This window comes from Pseudomonas sp. LARHCG127, from assembly GCF_052871455.1.
Window position 1 is genome coordinate 17,330 of record NZ_JBIXJT010000026.1, and the last position, 18,135, is coordinate 35,464.

An 18,135-nucleotide genomic window follows, 5' to 3' on the forward strand; every position below is an offset into this window, starting at 1 on the left:
CCGAGCTTGCTCGCGATGGCGTCAGCGCATTCAACATCCATGCAAGCTGACCCACCGCAATCGCGAGCAGGCTCGCTCCCACATTTTGAGCTTGATCCGACACAACTTTTGTATTCGATGAAGCCCCCCTGTGGGAGCCGAGCTTGCTCGCGATGGCGTCAGCGCATTCAACATCCATGCAAGCTGACCCACCGCTATCGCGAGCAAGCTCGCTCCCACAAGGGGAACTCTTCCCCCTGGCGGTGATTACGGGGCGTACGGCATCACGCGCTTGTGCTCGGTCTTGCGATAGGTGTCGCAAATGATTTTGGCTGCCTCTTCGCGAACCGGTTGGCCGTGCAGGAACGCATCGATCTCGGCGTAGGTCACGCCGTGGGAGGCTTCATCCGGCTTGCCGGGTGACAGGTCTTCAAGGTCGGCGGTGGGGACTTTTTCCACCAGCGATTCCGGCGCGCCAAAATCCCGGGCGATGGCCCGGACCTGGTTTTTCACCAGGCCGCTCAACGGTGCCAGGTCGCAGGCACCGTCACCGAACTTAGTGAAGAAACCCATGACCGCTTCAGCCGCATGGTCAGTACCGATCACCAGGCCCTGCTCAGCGCCGGCGATGGTGTACTGCGCCACCATGCGCATCCGCGCCTTGGTATTGCCCAGCACGAAATCCCGCGACACCGCCGCCTTGCCCTCGAACGCCGCGACTTGCTCGGCCAAGGCCTTGACCGCCGGGCCGATGTTGACGGTATGGCGCTCGTCCGGGTCGATGAAGTCCACGCAGGCCTGGGCTTCATGTTCGTCGAACTGGGTTTCGTACGGCAGGCGCACGGCGATGAACTTGTAGGCCGCGTTGCCGGTTTTCTCCCGCAGTTCGCGCATGGCGCGTTGGGCCAGCAGCCCGGCGGTCAGCGAGTCGACGCCCCCGCTGATGCCCAGCACGAGGGACTTGAGCCCGGAATTGACCAGGCAATCCTGGATAAAGCTCACTCGCCGGGCGATTTCGGCCTTGAGGGCGGCGTCATTGGCGAACGGTGGCTGGACCTTGAGCTGTTCAGCAATCTCACGCTGTACGGCTTGCATGAATTCACTCCTTGCTTGATGCGTCTGAAAGGGCGGCAGGTACTTGGAAAACGTGTCGCATGTAGGCGACGAAATTCGGGTCCTTGCAGTGGGTCTTGCCGGGCTCATCGGAAATCTTGGCCACGGGTTGCCCGGCACAGCTGATCATTTTAAGCACGATGCTCATGGGCTCGACACCCGGGATGTCGCAAGTCAGGTGGGTGCCGATACCGAAGCTGACATTAATGCGACCACGCAACGCCCGAAAAATCTCCAGGCATTTGGGCAATGTCAGGCTATCGGAGAACACCAGGGTCTTGCTCATCGGGTCGATGCCGAGCTTGTGGTAGTGGGCAATGGCTTTTTCAGCCCAGATCACCGGGTCGCCCGAGTCATGGCGCAAGCCGTCGAACAGCTTGGCGAAGAACAGATCGAAATCCTTGAGGAAGGCGTCCATGGTGATGCAATCGGTGAGTGCGATACCCAGCAGGCCTCGGTATTCACGCACCCAGCAATCGAGGGCGGCGATCTGGCTGTCGATCAACCGCGGGCCCAGTTGCTGATGGGCCATGATCCACTCGTGGGCCATGGTGCCGAGGGGTTTCATGTCCAGTTCCCGGGACAGGTGGACGTTACTGGTGCCGACGAAACGCCCGGGAAAATCGTGCTTGAGGACGTTGACCACTTCTTCCTGAACGCGGAAGGAAAACCGACGACGGGTGCCGAAGTCCGCGACTTGCAGCTCGGACAGCTCATCGGCGCTGGCGTTGGCGCTCAGCCAGTCGAACTTGCGGTACAGCTGCTCGCGGGTCTGTTCCAGGACGACTTCACGGTAGCGATAGCGATTGCGCACTTCGCTGACGATGGCCAACAGCGGCACTTCGAACAGGATCACATGCAGCCACGGTCCGCGCAGGCGGATGAACAGCTCGCCGTTGTCGATGCCGGTGTGCACGTAGCGCAGGTTGAAGCGAAACAGCCCCAGGAACCGCAGGAAATCCGGCTTGAGGAAGCTGATGCGCTCCAGGAAACCGAGCTGGTCGGCGCTCAGGTTCAACTCCGCCAAGCGCTCGATCTGGAAGCGGATCTCCGCCAGGTACGGACGCAGGTCTTCGCTGTTGCGGCAACGGAACTCCCACTCGACTTCGACGTTGGGGTAGTTGTGCAGCACCGCCTGCATCATCGTCAGTTTGTAGAAGTCGGTGTCGAGCAGGTTCTGCACGATACGATCGGCAAATACGCTCTCGCTCATAGGGTTCTCCAGACAGGCCGCAGCCGTGGGCAGCGAAGTTCGGCAGTTTGTAGTGAAGGGGCTAGTGGCGCATAACCCTGGTGGGTTTTGCCAGCGATTTTTTAACAGTCCACAGGCCTTTGCGGGAGCGCGCTTACTGTGGCGAGGGAGCTTGCTCCCGCTGGAGTGCGAAGCGCTCCCCTTTTTTTGCGGGTGCTTCGCACCCGAGCGGGAGCAAGCTCCCTCGCCACGGGTTTTGTGTGGGGTGCCGTTATTGCGGTACCTCCGGGCTGGCGATCTGCTCCAGCATCCACTCCACGAAAAGCCGCACCTTGGGTACTTCCGCCGAATGCTCCGGATAGGCCAGGTAATAGGCGCTGGTGCTGGGCATCGCGTGGGGCCAGGGGATGACCAGCTTGCCGTCGGCCAGTTCTTCTTCCACCAGGAACCGTGGCAGCAGGGCGACGCCACAGCCGACCTGGGCGGCGCGAATGCACATGTAGAAGGTTTCGAAACGCGGGCCGTGGTAGCTGTGTTCGGTGTGGTAGCCCTGGCTGTCGAACCAGTCGTGCCAGGCCTGGGGTCGCGAGGCGTTTTGCAGCAGCACCAACTCGGCCAATTGGGTCGGGTCGGTGAAGGGCTGGCCGGGTAGGCTGCCGGGCGCGCAGACTGGCACCAGTTCCTCGTCGAACAGTCTCAGGGACTCGGTGCCGGGACGTGAACCCTGGCCGAAGTAGAACGCCAGGTCGCTGCGCCCCTGCTGCAAGTCGTCGGCTTCCTGCTCGCTGCACAGGTCCAGATGAATTTTCGGATGACGCAGGCGCCAGCCTTTCAGGCGCGGGACCAGCCAGCGAGCCCCAAAGGTCGGGGGTGTGGAAACACGCAGGACTTCGGTGTCGCCACCGTAGGACCGCAGGTAATGGGTAGACATCTCCACCTGGGTGAGGATTTTTCGTACTTCCCCCAGATACAAATCCCCGGCCGGTGTCAGTTGCAAGCGACGGCGCACGCGCCGGAACAGCAGGTGCTGCAACAATTCCTCGAGCTGGGCGACCTGTTTGCTGACGGCACTCTGGGTCAGGTGAAGCTCTTCGGCGGCACGGGTAAAGCTCAGGTGGCGGGTCACGGCTTCGAAGCACTGGAGGGCGGTGATCGACGGTAAATAGCGCTTATTGAGCATGACGAGGGCCTTTTTCTTGTTGCTCTATAAATCGAGTCAGGGGCAGCATGAATAAACGGAATGATATCTCGCTTAATGGTCGTTTGTTGGCAAGACTCGAGCCAGCTAAAACTAGAGGCCTGAGCAGAGGGTAATTGCCCGCCTGCCAATCTTTTATCGCTCGTTTAGAGGAGTTACCCATGGTTGCTGCATTGCTTGATCGTCTGGGCGTCAATCCGGCCTTGTACCAGGGCGGCGCACAGCCGGTGCATTCGCCTATCGATGGCAGTCGTATCGGTGCCGTGAACTGGGAAGGCGCCGCTGAAGTCGAGCAGCAGGTCAGCCGTGCCGAGCATGCCTTCGACCTGTGGCGCAAGGTGCCGGCCCCGCGTCGCGGCGAGCTGGTGCGTCAATTCGGCGATCTGTTGCGTGAATACAAGGCCGATCTCGGCGAACTGGTGTCCTGGGAAGCCGGCAAGATCACCCAGGAAGGCCTGGGTGAAGTGCAAGAGATGATCGATATCTGCGACTTCGCCGTCGGCCTGTCCCGCCAGTTGTACGGTTTGACCATCGCCTCCGAACGCCCGGGCCACCACATGCGTGAATCCTGGCATCCGCTGGGCGTGGTCGGGGTGATCAGTGCCTTCAACTTCCCCGTCGCGGTCTGGGCCTGGAACACCACGCTGGCCCTGGTCTGCGGCAACTCGGTGATCTGGAAACCCTCGGAAAAGACTCCGCTCACCGCCCTGGCGTGCCAGGCGCTGTTCGAGCGCGTGCTGGAGAACTTCAGCGACGCGCCACCGTACCTGAGCCAGGTGATCATCGGTGGCCGCGATGCCGGTGAAGCCTTGGTGGATGACCCGCGCGTGGCCTTGATCAGCGCCACCGGCAGCACTCGCATGGGCCGTGAAGTGGCGCCGAAAGTCGCCGCGCGTTTCGCCCGCAGCATCCTGGAGCTGGGCGGCAACAACGCCATGATCCTGGCGCCGAGCGCCGACCTGGACATGGCCGTGCGCGCCATCCTGTTCAGCGCCGTCGGCACCGCCGGCCAGCGTTGCACCACCCTGCGTCGCCTGATTGCCCATGAGTCGGTGAAGGAAGAGATCGTCACCCGCCTCAAGGCCGCCTATTCGAAAGTGCGCATTGGCCATCCGCTGGAAGGCAACCTGGTCGGACCGCTGATCGACAAGCACAGCTTCGAGGGCATGCAGGACGCGCTGGAGCAGGCCTTGAGCGAAGGCGGTCGCGTGTTTGGTGGCAAGCGCCAGCTTGAAGACCAATTCCCGAATGCCTATTACGTCTCGCCGGCCATCGTCGAGATGCCCGAGCAGAGTGATGTAGTGCGCCATGAAACCTTCGCGCCGATCCTGTACGTGGTCGGCTACAAGGACTTTGCCGAGGCCCTGCATTTGAACAATGCCGTGCCCCAGGGCCTGTCGTCCTGCATCTTCACCACCGACGTGCGTGAAGCCGAGCAGTTCATGTCGGCTGTGGGCAGCGACTGTGGCATCGCCAACGTCAACATCGGCCCGAGCGGCGCGGAAATCGGCGGCGCGTTCGGCGGCGAAAAAGAAACCGGCGGCGGTCGCGAATCCGGTTCCGACGCCTGGCGCGGCTACATGCGCCGCCAGACCAACACCGTGAATTACTCGCTGGAGTTGCCGTTGGCGCAGGGGATTACCTTCGACTGAGGTTGAGTCGACAAAAGTTCCTGTGGGAACCCCCTGTGGGAGCGAGCTTGCTCGCGATAGCGGTCTGTCAGTCACATAGCCATTGAATGTGTCGCCGCCATCGCGAGCAAGCTCGCTCCCACACTGAATAGTGTGATGGTTAGGTTTCATTTCCGGAGTCTGGCAATGCCGTTACGCGAAGAATGTCTGTGGGAAAAACTGACGCCGCAAAGGCCTGAAAATACGGCGCTCACCGGTGAAATCACGGTGGATGTCTGTGTGATCGGCGCAGGCTTCACCGGGCTGTCGGCGGCGGTGCACTTGCTCGAACAAGGCAAGCGCGTGGCTGTGCTGGAAGCCCATCGGGCCGGGCAGGGCGGGTCGGGGCGCAACGTCGGCCTGGTGAACGCCGGGCTGTGGATCCCGCCGGATGACATCGAGGCCGGGTTCGGCGAGGCGGTGGGCAGCCAGCTCAACCGCATGCTGGGGGCTGCGCCAGCCTTGGTGTTCAGTCTCATCGATAAATACAGCATCGATTGCCAGTTGCGTCGCGAAGGCACCCTGCACATGGCCCATAACGCCCGGGGCGAGGCCGACCTGCGCAGTCGCGAAGCACAATGGAAACGCCGCGGCGCCCCGGTGGAATTGCTCATCGGCCAGGCCTGCGCGGAGGCGACCGGCACCTCGAAAATCGCCGCGGCATTACTCGACCGCCGCGCCGGCACGCTCAACCCGATGGCCTACACCAGCGGGTTGGCCAAGGCCGCCACGGACCTGGGCGGCCAGCTGTTCGACCATTCCCCGGTGACCCATCTGGAACGCCAAGGCCAGCGCTGGTCGGTGCAAACCGCCCAGGGTTCGGTACTGGCCGAGCAGGTGGTGATTGCCTCCAACGCCTACACCGAGGGCGACTGGACCGAACTGCGGCGCAACTTTTTCCCTGGCTATTACTATCAGGTCGCCTCGGTCCCGCTGACCGACGAGGCCGCCCACCGCATCCTGCCGGGCGGCCAGGGTTCGTGGGATACCCGCCAGGTGCTGAGCAGCATCCGCCGGGACAAGGACGGCCGCTTGCTGCTGGGCAGCCTGGGCAACGGCAACCGCAAGCCGACCTGGTTCCTCAAGGCCTGGGCCGACCGGGTGCAGCAACACTATTTTCCTTACCTCAAGCCGGTGGAGTGGGAGTGCACCTGGACCGGTTGCATCGCCTTCACCCCCGATCATCTGATGCGCCTGTTCGAGCCTGCCCCCGGGCTGGTGGCCGTGACCGGTTACAACGGCCGGGGCGTGACCACCGGTACGGTGGTCGGCAAGGCGTTCGCCGATTACCTCTGCCACGGTAACGCCCAGGCCCTGCCGATCCCGTTCGCGCCCATGCAGCCGCTGGCCGGGGTGGGGTTGCGCAGTTGCCTGTATGAGGCGGGCTTTTCGCTGTATCACGCGGGCCAGTGCCTGCGGATCGTCATTTGAGTGTTGAAAATTGTTGCTGGAAGCCGCGTTTTCTGGCGTAGCGTCTAGCCTGTTATGGTGCGGCTTGTAGCAGTTGCGCACCGACAGTGTGCAGTTCGGTGACGTGGGTTGTTACACAGTGGTTGCACGCCGTTTCGTGTGATGGTTGCAATGATGGCTCACGGAGGGTTTCACCCATTTAAATAAAAGGTTGCACCTCGTGCGGTTTAGACGGTTGCACGCCCTATGAAAAAGGGCTCGAAACAGTCGAAATAACAATAAAGCAGCGACTTTTTTCAGAATAAAAAACCGATGGCACGGCCCTTGCTCTGAGCTTTTCAGTGAAATGAAGTCGCAGTGCCAACTAAAAAAAACCTTGGAGCACCACCTCATGTCCCAGACGTTTTACAAGAAAGGTTTCCTGGCCCTCGCAGTGGCAGCTGCATTGGGTGTTTCTGCGTTTGCTCAAGCTGATGTGAAATTTGGTGTGGCGGGGCCGATGACTGGCGCCAACGCCGCATTTGGCGAGCAGTACATGAAGGGTGCGCAGGCAGCGGCCGATGTCATCAACAAAGCGGGTGGCGTCAACGGCGAGAAGATCGTACTGGTTGCCGGTGACGATGCTTGCGAGCCCAAGCAGGCCGTGGCCGTGGCCAACCGCCTGGTTGACCAGGACAAGGTGATCGGCGTGGTCGGGCACTTCTGCTCGTCCAACACCATCCCGGCCTCCGAGGTCTACGACGAAGCCGGCATCATCGCCATCACCCCCGGCTCGACCAACCCGGCGGTGACCGAGCGCGGCCTCAGCGCGATGTTCCGCATGTGCGGTCGTGACGACCAGCAGGGCATTGTGGCCGGCGACTACATCGTCGACGTGCTCAAGGGCAAGAAAGTCGTTGTCCTGCATGACAAGGACACCTATGGCCAAGGCCTGGCGGATGCCACCAAGGCACAACTGATCAAGCGCGGCGTGACCCCGGTGCTGTACGAAGGCCTGACCCGTGGCGAGAAAGACTTCAGCGCCGTGGTCACCAAGATCCGTGGGGCTGGCGCCGACGTGGTCTACTTCGGTGGCCTGCACCCAGAAGCCGGCCCGCTGGTTCGCCAGTTGCGTGAGCAAGGCCTCAAGGATGTGAAGTTCATGTCCGATGACGGCATCGTTACCGACGAACTGGTCACCACCGCCGGCGGCGCGCAATACGTCGATGGCGTGTACATGACCTTCGGCGCCGACCCGCGCCTGCTGCCAGACAGCAAGGTCGTGGTCGAGGAGTTCCGCAAGAATGGCACCGAGCCTGAAGGCTACACCCTGTACGCCTACGCTTCGGTCCAGGCCCTGGCCGCCGGCTTCAACGGCGCCAAGTCCAACAAAGGCGAGGATGCGGCCAAGTGGCTCAAGGCCAACCCTGTCCAGACCGTGATGGGCAAGAAGGAGTGGGACACCAAGGGCGACCTGAAAGTCTCCGACTACGTGGTCTACCAGTGGGACAAGGACGGCAAATACCACCAGTTGGAAAAACAGAAGTAATTTGAAGGGATGACTAGCCTGTGGCGAGGGAGCTTGCTCCCGCTGGGGCGCGTAGCGGCCCCAAAAAGGGGACTGCTGCGCAGTCCAGCGGGAGCAAGCTCCCTCGCCACGGAGACTGTGTTCACCCTGTCCTGATTGGCATTAGCCAAAGGCCCGTCTGTTTTTTTCTACGAGCCGCACATCCTTTGGCGCTGGGCTTCGAACCCGTCGTCGCGTCCCCGGGATGTGCTGTCTCACTGCGTGAGATTGCGTTATGGATGGTATTTTCCTGCAGCAACTGATCAATGGCCTGACCCTCGGGTCGGTCTATGGTCTGATCGCCATCGGCTACACAATGGTCTATGGCATCATCGGCATGATCAACTTCGCCCATGGCGAGGTTTACATGATTTCCGCTTACCTCGCGGCAATCAGTCTGGCTCTGCTGGCTTACTTCGGTATTGAATCCTTTCCGCTAATGATCCTTGGCACCCTCGTGTTCACGGTCGTGGTCACCGGCGTATACGGCTGGGTCATCGAACGCGTCGCCTACAAACCCCTGCGCAACTCCACCCGGCTGGCACCGCTGATCAGTGCCATCGGCATCTCGCTGATCTTGCAGAACTATGCACAAATCAGCCAGGGCGCCCGTCAACAAGGGATCCCGACGCTGCTCGAAGGCGCCATGCGCGTCGACATCGGCAGCGGTTTCGTCCAGCTCACCTACACCAAGATTTTCATCCTGGTCGCTGCATTCGCCGGGATGGCCGCGCTGACCTACATCATCAAATACACCAAGCTCGGGCGCATGTGCCGCGCCACCCAGCAAGACCGCAAGATGGCCTCGATCCTGGGGATCAACACCGACCGGGTGATTTCCTACGTGTTCATCATCGGTGCAGCCATGGCGGCCCTGGCCGGCGTGCTGATCACCATGAACTACGGCACGTTCGACTTCTATGCCGGCTTCATCATCGGCATCAAGGCGTTCACCGCAGCGGTACTCGGCGGCATTGGCTCCCTGCCTGGGGCGATGCTCGGCGGGATCATCCTCGGCATTTCCGAGTCGCTGTTCTCCGGTCTGATCAACTCTGACTACAAAGACGTGTTCAGTTTCTCGCTGCTGGTGCTGATCCTGATCTTCCGTCCCCAAGGCCTGCTGGGTCGCCCACTCGTGGCGAAGGTATAAGTATGTCTGCTGCCAATAAACCGCTTGATATCAAACAGAGCGTCATCGACGCGATCCTGGCCGGCCTGATCTCGCTGATTGTGTTCGGGCCGATTGTCGGCGTGGTGCTCGACGGCTACAGCTTCAACCTGCAACCGGCCCGGGTCGGCTGGTTGGTGGCGATCGTGATGATCGGCCGTTTTGCCTTGAGCCTGTTCCTGCAAACTCCCAAGGGACTGAAGATTCTCCAGGGCTTCGAAAGCACCGGCTCCGGCGTGCATGTGCTGCCGCCGGACTACAAGTCGCGCCTGCGTTGGATCATCCCGGCGCTGATCGTGATTGCCATCGTGTTTCCGTTCTTCGCCAACAAATACGTGCTCACCGTGGTCATTCTCGGCCTGATCTACGTGTTGCTGGGCCTGGGCCTGAACATCGTGGTCGGCCTGGCGGGGCTGCTCGACCTGGGTTACGTGGCGTTCTATGCCATCGGTGCCTATGGCCTGGCGCTGGGCTACCAATACCTGGGGCTGGGTTTCTGGACCGTATTGCCGCTGGCGGCCATCGCGGCGGCGATGGCGGGGTGCATATTGGGATTCCCGGTGTTACGAATGCACGGTGACTACCTGGCCATCGTGACCCTGGGGTTCGGTGAGATCATCCGGTTGGTGCTGAACAACTGGCTGTCGTTCACTGGCGGGCCGAATGGCATGCCCGTGCCGTCGCCAACCTTTTTCGGCCTGGAGTTCGGCCGACGAGCGAAAGATGGCGGGGTGCCGTTCCATGAATTCTTCGGCCTCGACTACAACCCCAACATCAAATTCCTGTTCATCTACATCGTGCTGTTCATCACGGTATTGCTGGTGCTCTACATCAAGCATCGCCTGACCCGCATGCCGGTCGGACGTGCCTGGGAAGCCCTGCGCGAGGATGAGATCGCCTGCCGCTCCATGGGCCTGAACCATGTGCTGGTCAAGCTCTCGGCCTTCACCATCGGCGCGTCCACGGCTGGCCTGGCCGGGGTGTTCTTCGCCAGTTACCAGGGTTTCGTCAACCCGTCGTCGTTCACCTTCTTCGAGTCGGCGTTGATCCTGGCGATCGTGGTGCTGGGCGGCATGGGGTCGACGGTCGGCGTGGTGATTGCCGCCTTCGTGCTCACCGTGGCGCCGGAGCTTTTGCGCAGTTTCTCTGAATACCGGGTGCTGCTGTTCGGCGTACTGATGGTGTTGATGATGATCTGGCGCCCGCGCGGCTTGATCCGTATCAGCCGTACCGGTGTGACGCCGCGCAAGGGGGTAGCGCCATGAGCGAAGTCGTACTCAAAGTTGAAAACCTGATGATGCAGTTCGGTGGCATCAAGGCCCTCAGCGATGTCAGCCTGCAGGTCAAGCGCAACTCGATCTTCGCGCTGATCGGACCCAACGGTGCGGGCAAGACCACGGTGTTCAACTGCCTGACCGGTTTCTACAAGGCCTCGGGCGGCAAGATCGAACTCAATGTCCGTGGTGAACAGACCAACGTGATCAAGCTGTTGGGCGAAGCGTTTCGCCCGACCGACTTCGTCTCGCCGAAATCCTTCGCCAGCCGGCTGTACTACAAGATGTTCGGCGGCACCCACCTGGTGAACCGCGCTGGCCTGGCGCGGACCTTCCAGAACATTCGCCTGTTCAAGGAAATGTCGGTGCTGGAAAACCTGCTGGTGGCCCAGCACATGTGGGTCAACCGCAGCCTGGTGGCGGGCATCCTCAACACCAAGGGCTACCGCAAGGCTGAAAGCGACGCCCTGGACCATGCGTTCTATTGGCTGGAGGTGGTCGACCTGGTGGATTGCGCCAACCGCCTGGCCGGGGAGCTTTCCTACGGCCAGCAACGGCGCCTGGAAATCGCCCGGGCGATGTGCACGCGCCCGCAGATCATCTGCCTCGATGAACCGGCCGCCGGCCTCAACCCTCAGGAAACCGAAGCGCTGAGCGCGATGATCCGGCTGCTGCGCGACGAGCATGATCTGACCGTGGTGCTGATCGAACACGACATGGGCATGGTAATGAGCATTTCCGACCACATCGTGGTGCTGGACCACGGCAACGTGATCGCCGAGGGTGGTCCCGAGGCGATTCGCAACGATCCGAAGGTGATCGCGGCCTACCTGGGTGCCGATGAAGAGGAACTGGTATGAGTGGACCTATCCTCGAACTCAAGGAGTTGGACGTGTTCTACGGGCCGATCCAGGCCCTGAAGAAAGTCTCGATGCACATTGGCGAAGGCGAGACCGTGAGCCTGATCGGCTCCAACGGTGCCGGCAAGTCCACGCTGTTGATGTCGATCTTTGGCCAACCCCGCGCGGCGGGCGGGCAGATCATCTACCAGGGTGTGGACATCACCCACAAGTCCTCCCACTACATCGCCTCCAACGGCATCGCCCAGTCGCCAGAAGGGCGGCGGGTTTTCCCCGACATGACGGTCGAGGAAAACCTGCTGATGGGCACCATTCCCATCGGTGACAAATACGCCAGCGAAGACATGCAACGCATGTTCGAGCTGTTCCCGCGGCTCAAGGAGCGCCGCAACCAGCGGGCCATGACCATGTCCGGCGGCGAGCAGCAAATGCTCGCCATCGCCCGGGCATTGATGAGCCGGCCGAAGTTGTTGCTGCTCGATGAGCCGAGCCTGGGGTTGGCGCCGATCGTGGTGAAACAGATCTTCGCCACCCTGCGCGAGCTGGCCTCCACCGGGATGACCATTTTCCTGGTGGAACAGAACGCCAACCACGCCCTCAGGCTGTCGGACCGGGCCTATGTGATGGTCAATGGTGAAATCCGCCTGACCGGCACGGGCAAGGAGCTGCTCGCCAACGAAGAGGTGCGCAACGCATACCTGGGCGGGCATTGAGACAGTTGAAGCAATAAAAAAACCGGCGAGTGAATCGCCGGTTTTTTTTTATCCCTCCAGAACACCACAAGCCCCTGTGGGAGCGAGCTTGCTCGCGATAGCGATCTATCAGTCGACATTGATTTTGACTGAACCGACGCCATCGCGAGCAAGCTCGCTCCCACAGGGGGATGTATGCCGTTTTCAGAATTGTGGACAACAATCCTGAGCCCCTGCGAAACCGCGACATAAAGTCGCCGCAAACAGTTGTTTTGTCACGGTTTTGACTTGTCCCCGTTTGCTGTGGAACTGGCTGTGGGTAACGTGGGAGTAGCTGGCTGAAAGCCTTTGATTACGTGGCTTGCAGAGCTGTGATCATTTTTTGATCAGGCGCTTTCGGTCAAGCGGGAGCGGCTGTTGTCAACAGTTTTCTGAGCATTGGAATGGGCTCGGAAGTCTATGGGCAATCCTGTGGATAAGTCTGTGATTAAACTCTGGAAAGACCGCGCTGAGGGCCGTGGTTACTGGCTTGGAGCCATCGCCTCTGGTGCGCTGACTTATAGCAGATAACTTGCGTTGCACAACCTGAGTTGCAGGGTCAAGCGAAAAAATTTTCCAAATACCCCGCAAAGCCTTATGCACAGCGGCCTGTGGGGTTTGCACTTGCCCCCGATTACTGTGGACGTGCCTGTGGATAAGGTGCGGGCAACCGGCTGCGGGCCTTGCTGGGCAAGGCCTGGCGAGGATTGGTTGTTTTATGAGCAGCTGTGGGCCAAAAGCGCGTGTGCAAACCTTGCCCCCGACGTATCAGGCCGGGCATGCTGTGGGCCGATTCCATTCAACGGCTTTTGAAGTTCCAACAAGGAGAACACGATGTCTGACACCCTGTTTATCACCGGCGCGACATCCGGTTTTGGTGAAGCCTGTGCCCGACGTTTTGCCGAGGCCGGTTGGAAACTGGTGCTGACCGGTCGTCGTGAAGAACGCCTCAATGCCCTTTGTGCCGAGCTGTCGAAGCAGACCGAAGTCCACGGCCTGGTCCTGGACGTGCGCGATCGCAAGGCCATGGAAGAGGCCATCGCCAACCTGCCGCCGTCCTTCGCCACGCTGCGCGGGCTGATCAACAACGCCGGCCTGGCCTTGGGCGTCGACCCGGCGCCCAAGTGCGACCTCGATGACTGGGACACCATGGTCGACACTAATGTCAAAGGGCTGATCTACAGCACCCGCCTGCTGTTGCCGCGCCTGATCGCTCATGGCCGTGGCGCCGGGATCGTCAACCTGGGTTCCATTGCCGGCAATTACCCGTATCCGGGCAGCCATGTGTATGGCGCGAGCAAGGCGTTCGTCAAACAGTTCTCCCTGAACCTGCGTTGCGACCTGCAAGGCACGGGCGTGCGGGTGAGCAACATCGAGCCGGGCCTGTGCGAAAGCGAATTCTCCCTGGTGCGCTTCGGTGGCGACCAGGAGCGCTACAACGCGACCTATGCCGGCGCCGAGCCGATCCAGCCACAAGACATCGCCGACACGATTTTCTGGGTGCTCAACACGCCGGCGCACATCAACATCAACAGCCTGGAGCTGATGCCGGTGAGCCAGACCTGGGCTGGGTTTGCGATTGAGCGTAACAAGGCGTAGCGAATGGTGTGTGGATGAGCTTTTGTGGCGAGGGAGCTTGCTCCCGCTCGGCTGCGAAGCAGTCGTAAGCTTTTTGGGGCCGCTGCGCGGCCCAGCGGGAGCAAGCTCCCCCGCCACAGTGGGGGGTCAAGCCAGATAATCGGCCAGCCCGCGATAGCAGGTCAGCAGGTGATACGGCGTGGTGGACGGCATGTCCCGGCGGCTGACAATGCCGTCGGCGTCGAGGCATTCGTTCCAGCCTTGGGGATGAAGAAAATGCTGCCGCAACGCCTGTAGTTGATGTAGCAAGGCCCCCTGATTGTCCGGGCGCAAGGTCAGCGCCCGCAGGTACTCCGCCTGGGCCCAGATGCGTTGGGTGGCATCCCGTGGGCCTGCTTGTGTGTCCAATGCCAGCATCGCGCACACCGCGCCGGAATCCGGATCGACGCCGCGTTGTTCGGTATGGCCGAAGCTGCGCTCCAGGGCGGTGTGCAACTTGCCGTTGCGCAACAGCGGGGAAGAGGCCAGCAAGTAATACCATTCGAACTGGTGGCCCGGCTCGAACCAGTTATCCACAGCCTTGAGCGGTTTTTCCATCATGACCCACTGCTGCGGATCGATGAAGTGCTTGGCCATCCCGTCGCACAAGTCCAGCAACGCCTGGCGGACGTTGGCATCTTCGCGGACCGAGAGGGTGGCGAGGAACGCTTCGGCCAGGTGCATCAACGGGTTTTGCAAAGGGCCGGAACCCGTCGTCGACCAATCGCGCTTGAGGCTGGCTTCGTAGAGACCGTCGACGCTGGCAAAGCGCCGGGCGATGACTTCCAGGCTCGCGTTGAGCACCGATTCCACCAGCGGTTCGCGGACCTTGCCCCAGTAATGGGCGCAGGCGAACAGGATAAACGCGTGGGTATAGAGGTCCTTGCCGGTATCCAGCGGCGCGCCTTGCGGGTCGATGCTGTAGAACCAGCCGCCGTGCTCGGCATCGTGGAAATGACGCTGGAGCGAGCGGAACAGTGCGTTGGCCCGTTCCTCGGCCTGGGGCACTTCGCCAATCAGACTCGCAAACACATACAGTTGTCGCGCACAGGCCATGGCCCGGTAGCGCTGGGGTGGCAAAGGTGCATGTCCGGCATCCAGGGATTCATAGGGCAGCGCCAGTTCGGCATTCCAGCCCGGGCCTTGCCACATCGGCACGATCACGTCGTGAAAATGCTGCCGCACTGTTGCGAACAGGGCGGTCAATTCAGGCGGGGGAGCGGGGCGGGAAGCATCAGGCATGGGCGGACGTCGTCACGGCTTGGGGGCGATTGCGCGACATGGTAGCAGAGTGGCCGACTCCAGAGAGATGGCGCCTGTAAGTCCGTCATCGCGAGCAAGCTCGCTCCCACAGGGTACGGTGTATACCGATCAAATTGTGGGAGCAGGCTCGCTCCACAAGGGGGCGGTGTACCGATCAAAGTGTGGAAGCTGATTGGCCCCCACAAGGGCCGGTGTACCCGATCAAACTGTGGGAGCGAGCTTGCTCGCGATGACGGCCTGGCAGGCGCTAAAGAATCAACCGGCCAACAACCACACCCCAGCCCCCGCCGAAGCTGCTCCAGCCAACCGAACCAATGGCGTCGCCGCGCGTGGCAGCACCCGCACCAGTGCAAACCCGGCGCCATGCAGCGCCGCCGTGGCTGCGACGAAGCCCACCGCATAGGCCCACGGGCTCGACATGTCCGGCAGTTCCAAGCCATGGGCCACACCGTGGAACAGTGCAAACAAGGCCGTCGCGCCAACCGCCAGGCTCAACGGTGGACGTACCGCCAGTGCCACCGCCAGGCCCAGGGCTAACACCGAGGCGGCGATCCCGCTTTCCAGCGCCGGCAGGTTCAGGCCTTCAAAGCCCAGCAGGCCGCCCAGCAGCATCGTACCGACGAAGGTGCAGGGCAGCGCCCAGCGTGCGGCGCCTTGTTGTTGCGCAGCCCACAAGCCGACCGCCAGCATCGCCAGCAAATGGTCGAGCCCGCCGATGGGGTGGCCGAGGCCGGCGATCAGGCCATGGTCGCCATGGCCGGGGTGGGCGAAGGCCAGGGCCGGGGTCAGCAGCAGGGCAAGGGCACCGAAGAGGCGTTTGAAGGTCATGGATAAGCTTCCTTGTTGTCAGTCGGAAAATCAGGCGGCGCTCAGCAGACCCTGGCGCTCGATGAAGGCGATGATGTCGTCCAGGCCCTGGCCGGTCTTCTGGTTGCTGAACACGAAGGGCTTGCCGTTGCGCATCCGCCGGGTGTCGCTGTCCATCATTTCCAGGGACGCGCCCACCAGCGGCGCCAGGTCGATCTTGTTGATCACCAGCAGGTCGGATTTGCAAATGCCTGGCCCGCCCTTGCGCGGCAGCTTGTCCCCGGCGGAAACGTCGATCACATAGATCGTCAGGTCCGACAGCTCCGGGCTGAAGGTCGCCGACAGGTTGTCGCCGCCCGACTCCACCAGAATCAGGTCCAGGCCCGGAAAGCGCCGGTTCAACTGGTCCACTGCCTCGAGGTTGATCGAGGCATCTTCGCGAATCGCCGTGTGCGGGCAGCCGCCGGTTTCCACCCCGATGATCCGCTCCGGCGCCAGGGCTTCGTTGCGCACCAGGAAGTCGGCGTCTTCGCGGGTGTAGATGTCGTTGGTGACCACTGCCAGGTTGTAGCGTTCACGTAGAGCCAGGCACAGGGCCAGGGTCAGGGCGGTCTTGCCGGAGCCCACCGGGCCGCCGATACCGACGCGCAGAGGTTGTGTGTTCATGTGTGTCTCCTAGGAACGGAACAGACGGCTGTACTGGCGCTCATGGGCCATGCACGCCAGGGACAGGCCAAACGCGGCGCTGCCGTAATGGTCGGGGTCGATGTTCGAGGCGTCGTGCTGGGCCTGTTGCAACAGCGGCAGCAGTTCGCTGGTCAGGCGCTGGGCCGCTTGCTGGCCCAGGGGCAGGGTTTTCATCAGCACCGCCAGTTGGTTTTCCAGCCAACTCCACAGCCAGGCGGCGAGGGCATTCTGGGGGGCGATCTGCCAGGCGCGGGCGGCCAGGGCCCAGCCCAGCGCCAGGTGCGGCTCGCTGCGCTGACCAAGGCTGAGCTGTTCGAGAAAGTCCCGGGCGGCACGGTCGAGTTCCGGCAGGCCGGCGAGCAATTGCTGCAACGAGTAGCCCATCTGCCGGCTTTCCTGGTACAGCTCGCGGGTTTCCCGGCTGGCGCGGTGCTCTTCACAGCGCTGCCGCAGCGTGTCCCAATCGTCCGCGGCGGCTGCGGTGCAGTGCGCCAGCAGCAGGGGCGCTTCGAAGCGTGCCAGGTTCAGCAGCAATTGATCGCCGATCCAGCGCCGTGCGTCGTCGGGGTTTTTCACCTGGCCGTTGTCCACCGCCATTTCCAGACCCTGGGAGTAGCTGTACCCGCCAATCGGCAACTGCGGGCTGGCCAGACGCAGCAGCGCCCAGGCCGGGTTCATGTGCGCACGCCAAATTGATGCAGGCGCGGCGCGTAGTTGAAGTCTTCGTCGCCGTGCCGGGAGTGATGATGGCCGCCGCCATAGGCGCCGTGTTCCGGCTGGAACGGGGCTTCGATGGCTTCGGCGCGGGCGCCCAGTTGTTCGAGCATCGCCTTGAGCACGTAATCGTCCAGCAGGCGCAACCAGCCATCGCCCACTTGCAGGGCCACGTGGCGGTTGCCTAGGTGGTAGGCGGCGCGAGTCAGTTCGAAGGCATTGGCGCAGGTGACATGCAGCAATTGTTCGGCGCGGGCGCAGACGCGCACGATGCGCCCATCTTCGGCCTGCAGGCACTCGCCGTCGTACAGCGGCGGCTGGCCTCGCTCCAGGAACAACCCCACGTCTTCACCCTCGGCACTGAAACAGCGCAGACGGCTTTTGCTGCGGGCGTCGAAGGTCAGGTGCAGCTCGGCGTCCCAGCGCGGTTGAGTGTCGATTCTGCGGTGAATCACCAGCATCGGAGTGCTTCCAGCAATGAACGGTGCTGTGTTTAGAGCAAGGGGCTTGCCAATCGAAGGGGGTGTAGGAAATATCTGGGGATAGCGTTTCAGGATGGGGCGGATTGCGTGCCATGTTGGTGCGCGATGGGCTGTCGCGCACCATTTTGCGGCTTGCACGAAAAAGATCCTGTGGGAGCGAGCTTGCTCGCGAAGGCGTCGGTTCGGTTGGCATCTTTGTCGACTGACCCACCGCCATCGCGAGCAAGCTCGCTCCCACAATGGGATGGGTGTTGAACTTGATATTCGGCTCTACACAAAACCCTGTGGGAGCGAGCTTGCTCGCGATGGCGTCGGCCCAGCTTGCATCAAAGCAAGGCGCTACCCCTTGGCACCAGGCGCCGCCATCTCCTTGGCTTCCAAATGATCCAACGCCCGCTCGACCAGCAACTGCACCCCATCGGCC

Annotated in this window: 16 protein-coding genes and 1 pseudogene; 8 read left to right on the forward strand and 9 right to left on the reverse strand. The window is 61.8% G+C overall.

The features are described from left to right. Window positions 1–246 precede the first annotated feature (246 nt). The 3 genes from nadE to ACIPQ1_RS27715 form a co-directional block, all read right to left on the reverse strand. Window positions 247–1,074: an ammonia-dependent NAD(+) synthetase gene (nadE, locus tag ACIPQ1_RS27705; protein ID WP_411386351.1), complete on the reverse strand. Its 828-nt coding sequence runs from the start codon at window positions 1,072–1,074 to the stop codon at window positions 247–249. A 4-nt stretch (window positions 1,075–1,078) separates the two neighbouring features. Next, window positions 1,079–2,305 (reverse strand): nicotinate phosphoribosyltransferase, encoded by a 1,227-nt coding sequence (gene pncB / locus ACIPQ1_RS27710; protein ID WP_186707835.1) that lies wholly within the window; start codon window positions 2,303–2,305, stop codon window positions 1,079–1,081. Between the two features lie 250 nt (window positions 2,306–2,555). Then, window positions 2,556–3,464 carry a LysR family transcriptional regulator gene (locus tag ACIPQ1_RS27715; protein ID WP_411386352.1) on the reverse strand — a complete coding sequence of 303 codons (909 nt, stop codon included), beginning with the start codon at window positions 3,462–3,464 and terminating at the stop codon, window positions 2,556–2,558. A 179-nt stretch (window positions 3,465–3,643) separates the two neighbouring features. On the opposite strand from ACIPQ1_RS27715, the gene amaB reads away from it, so the two are divergent. From amaB to ACIPQ1_RS27755, 8 genes are all read left to right on the forward strand, one after another. Beyond that, on the forward strand, window positions 3,644–5,134 hold the full coding sequence (gene amaB, locus ACIPQ1_RS27720; protein ID WP_434572719.1) for an L-piperidine-6-carboxylate dehydrogenase: 1,491 nt from the start codon (window positions 3,644–3,646) through the stop codon (window positions 5,132–5,134). A gap of 165 nt (window positions 5,135–5,299) precedes the next feature. After that, window positions 5,300–6,583 (forward strand): L-pipecolate oxidase, encoded by a 1,284-nt coding sequence (gene amaA, locus ACIPQ1_RS27725; RefSeq protein ID WP_446535106.1) that lies wholly within the window; start codon window positions 5,300–5,302, stop codon window positions 6,581–6,583. Window positions 6,584–6,953: 370 nt separating this feature from the next. Further along, window positions 6,954–8,090 (forward strand): branched-chain amino acid ABC transporter substrate-binding protein, encoded by a 1,137-nt coding sequence (locus ACIPQ1_RS27730; RefSeq protein WP_186707826.1) that lies wholly within the window; start codon window positions 6,954–6,956, stop codon window positions 8,088–8,090. 253 nt (window positions 8,091–8,343) lie between these two features. Next, entirely contained in the window at window positions 8,344–9,258 is a 915-nt protein-coding gene (locus ACIPQ1_RS27735) for an ABC transporter permease subunit (protein WP_053117953.1), read from the forward strand. Window positions 9,259–9,260: 2 nt separating this feature from the next. Continuing rightward, on the forward strand, window positions 9,261–10,541 hold the full coding sequence (gene livM / locus ACIPQ1_RS27740; RefSeq protein WP_186707824.1) for a high-affinity branched-chain amino acid ABC transporter permease LivM: 1,281 nt from the start codon (window positions 9,261–9,263) through the stop codon (window positions 10,539–10,541). Next, a complete protein-coding gene (locus ACIPQ1_RS27745) occupies window positions 10,538–11,410 on the forward strand; it encodes an ABC transporter ATP-binding protein (protein ID WP_057448281.1) in 873 nt (290 codons plus the stop codon). The genes livM and ACIPQ1_RS27745 overlap by 4 nt, the downstream gene beginning before the upstream one ends. Then, window positions 11,407–12,123: an ABC transporter ATP-binding protein gene (locus tag ACIPQ1_RS27750; protein ID WP_018606262.1), complete on the forward strand. Its 717-nt coding sequence runs from the start codon at window positions 11,407–11,409 to the stop codon at window positions 12,121–12,123. The genes ACIPQ1_RS27745 and ACIPQ1_RS27750 overlap by 4 nt, the downstream gene beginning before the upstream one ends. 852 nt (window positions 12,124–12,975) lie before the next feature. Next, entirely contained in the window at window positions 12,976–13,740 is a 765-nt protein-coding gene (locus tag ACIPQ1_RS27755; RefSeq protein ID WP_186730053.1) for an SDR family oxidoreductase, read from the forward strand. Window positions 13,741–13,866: 126 nt separating this feature from the next. On the opposite strand, the gene ACIPQ1_RS27760 is transcribed toward ACIPQ1_RS27755, so the two are convergent. From ACIPQ1_RS27760 to ACIPQ1_RS27785, 6 genes and pseudogenes are all read right to left on the reverse strand, one after another. Continuing rightward, window positions 13,867–15,000 carry an AGE family epimerase/isomerase gene (locus ACIPQ1_RS27760; protein WP_446535107.1) on the reverse strand — a complete coding sequence of 378 codons (1,134 nt, stop codon included), beginning with the start codon at window positions 14,998–15,000 and terminating at the stop codon, window positions 13,867–13,869. A 276-nt stretch (window positions 15,001–15,276) separates the two neighbouring features. Beyond that, on the reverse strand, window positions 15,277–15,849 hold the full coding sequence (locus ACIPQ1_RS27765; protein WP_446535108.1) for a HupE/UreJ family protein: 573 nt from the start codon (window positions 15,847–15,849) through the stop codon (window positions 15,277–15,279). A gap of 30 nt (window positions 15,850–15,879) precedes the next feature. Continuing rightward, window positions 15,880–16,494 (reverse strand): urease accessory protein UreG, encoded by a 615-nt coding sequence (ureG, locus tag ACIPQ1_RS27770; RefSeq protein ID WP_060739393.1) that lies wholly within the window; start codon window positions 16,492–16,494, stop codon window positions 15,880–15,882. 9 nt (window positions 16,495–16,503) lie between these two features. After that, on the reverse strand, window positions 16,504–17,193 hold the full coding sequence (locus ACIPQ1_RS27775) for an urease accessory protein UreF (protein WP_446535109.1): 690 nt from the start codon (window positions 17,191–17,193) through the stop codon (window positions 16,504–16,506). Beyond that, a complete protein-coding gene (ureE, locus tag ACIPQ1_RS27780) occupies window positions 17,190–17,690 on the reverse strand; it encodes an urease accessory protein UreE (protein ID WP_057448286.1) in 501 nt (166 codons plus the stop codon). Before ureE ends, ACIPQ1_RS27775 begins: the two co-directional genes overlap by 4 nt. A 360-nt stretch (window positions 17,691–18,050) precedes the next feature. After that, window positions 18,051–18,135, reverse strand: a pseudogene (locus tag ACIPQ1_RS27785) (DUF6124 family protein); the annotation flags it as partial.

Coding starts and splice junctions, on each gene's coding strand:
- ACIPQ1_RS27750 (WP_018606262.1), top strand. CDS start 11,407: ATGAGTGGACCTATCCTCGAACTCAAGGAGTTGGACGTGTTCTACGGG.
- ureE (WP_057448286.1), bottom strand. CDS start 17,690: ATGCTGGTGATTCACCGCAGAATCGACACTCAACCGCGCTGGGACGCC.
- nadE (WP_411386351.1), bottom strand. CDS start 1,074: ATGCAAGCCGTACAGCGTGAGATTGCTGAACAGCTCAAGGTCCAGCCA.
- ACIPQ1_RS27760 (WP_446535107.1), bottom strand. CDS start 15,000: ATGCCTGATGCTTCCCGCCCCGCTCCCCCGCCTGAATTGACCGCCCTG.
- livM (WP_186707824.1), top strand. CDS start 9,261: ATGTCTGCTGCCAATAAACCGCTTGATATCAAACAGAGCGTCATCGAC.
- ACIPQ1_RS27730 (WP_186707826.1), top strand. CDS start 6,954: ATGTCCCAGACGTTTTACAAGAAAGGTTTCCTGGCCCTCGCAGTGGCA.
- ACIPQ1_RS27755 (WP_186730053.1), top strand. CDS start 12,976: ATGTCTGACACCCTGTTTATCACCGGCGCGACATCCGGTTTTGGTGAA.
- amaA (WP_446535106.1), top strand. CDS start 5,300: ATGCCGTTACGCGAAGAATGTCTGTGGGAAAAACTGACGCCGCAAAGG.
- pncB (WP_186707835.1), bottom strand. CDS start 2,305: ATGAGCGAGAGCGTATTTGCCGATCGTATCGTGCAGAACCTGCTCGAC.
- ACIPQ1_RS27735 (WP_053117953.1), top strand. CDS start 8,344: ATGGATGGTATTTTCCTGCAGCAACTGATCAATGGCCTGACCCTCGGG.
- ureG (WP_060739393.1), bottom strand. CDS start 16,494: ATGAACACACAACCTCTGCGCGTCGGTATCGGCGGCCCGGTGGGCTCC.
- amaB (WP_434572719.1), top strand. CDS start 3,644: ATGGTTGCTGCATTGCTTGATCGTCTGGGCGTCAATCCGGCCTTGTAC.
- ACIPQ1_RS27715 (WP_411386352.1), bottom strand. CDS start 3,464: ATGCTCAATAAGCGCTATTTACCGTCGATCACCGCCCTCCAGTGCTTC.
- ACIPQ1_RS27745 (WP_057448281.1), top strand. CDS start 10,538: ATGAGCGAAGTCGTACTCAAAGTTGAAAACCTGATGATGCAGTTCGGT.
- ACIPQ1_RS27765 (WP_446535108.1), bottom strand. CDS start 15,849: ATGACCTTCAAACGCCTCTTCGGTGCCCTTGCCCTGCTGCTGACCCCG.
- ACIPQ1_RS27775 (WP_446535109.1), bottom strand. CDS start 17,193: ATGAACCCGGCCTGGGCGCTGCTGCGTCTGGCCAGCCCGCAGTTGCCG.